Genomic DNA, 746 nt, shown 5'->3' with positions numbered 1-746 from the left:
AAGCTATAGATGATTACTACGCTGCTTTTTGGTTAGCGGAGCAGTCTGTAGAGAGTGTGCGATGAGCTCTGAAGATATCGATAAGAAGCACTCTATTCATGGAGGGCGTGAATTCGATCAGGACGAGAATGTCAGCTCATCTGATGCTATGGATGAATACTTCTTTGATATGCTTGGCTCAGTTGCCGATCAGCAACCTTTAAAAGACTTAGATACAATACACAAAAACAAGCTTAGTGACGCGGAATTACACTCTCTAGACTCCGTGAATGTAATGCATACAAGGTCTAAAGAGCCACTTGAAGGCAGAGTAGGATCCAAGTTAAAGCCTAAGGTTATTGCAAAAGCAAATTTTGCAAAAGTGAAGCCGGCTAAGCCTCAATTTGCTGAGCCTGAAAGATCAAAAATTTCACCTCTGATTATACCTGCTGCATTTCCAAAGCTTGCGCCGGTTAAAACCAAGCCGAGTGTTAAAGAGTCATCTGAGCAGAACCTTAAAGTAAAGCAAAAGCTTGAAGTTAAGACCGAGCAAAAGACTGAACAAAAGCTTCAGACTAAGCTAGATAGAAAGACGGCCTTAGCGATTCTGGAGAAGAAAAAGTCAAAGTTGAGCGCGGCTCAGCTTTCCCGCTTGGAAGCGAAGCTTGGTCTTAAAGCCGAGCCCGAGCTTAAAACAAAGGTTAAGCAAGAAGTACTTGTTGAAACTGTCGACAAGCCAAAGGTATCCGTTTCTGCACCTGCACCCC

At 43.4% G+C, this 746-nt stretch carries 1 protein-coding gene; it reads left to right on the top strand.

Annotation, left to right across the window (positions count from 1 at the left end; translation table 11 throughout):
- Positions 1-61 precede the first annotated feature (61 nt).
- A partial coding sequence (locus tag A3756_RS02240) for a hypothetical protein (RefSeq protein ID WP_156490201.1) occupies positions 62-746 on the top strand: 685 nt, incomplete at its 3' end.

This window comes from Oleiphilus sp. HI0086, assembly GCF_001635225.1.
Note: the sequence above shows the minus strand (reverse complement) of the source record. Positions and strands in the feature narration are given on the sequence as shown.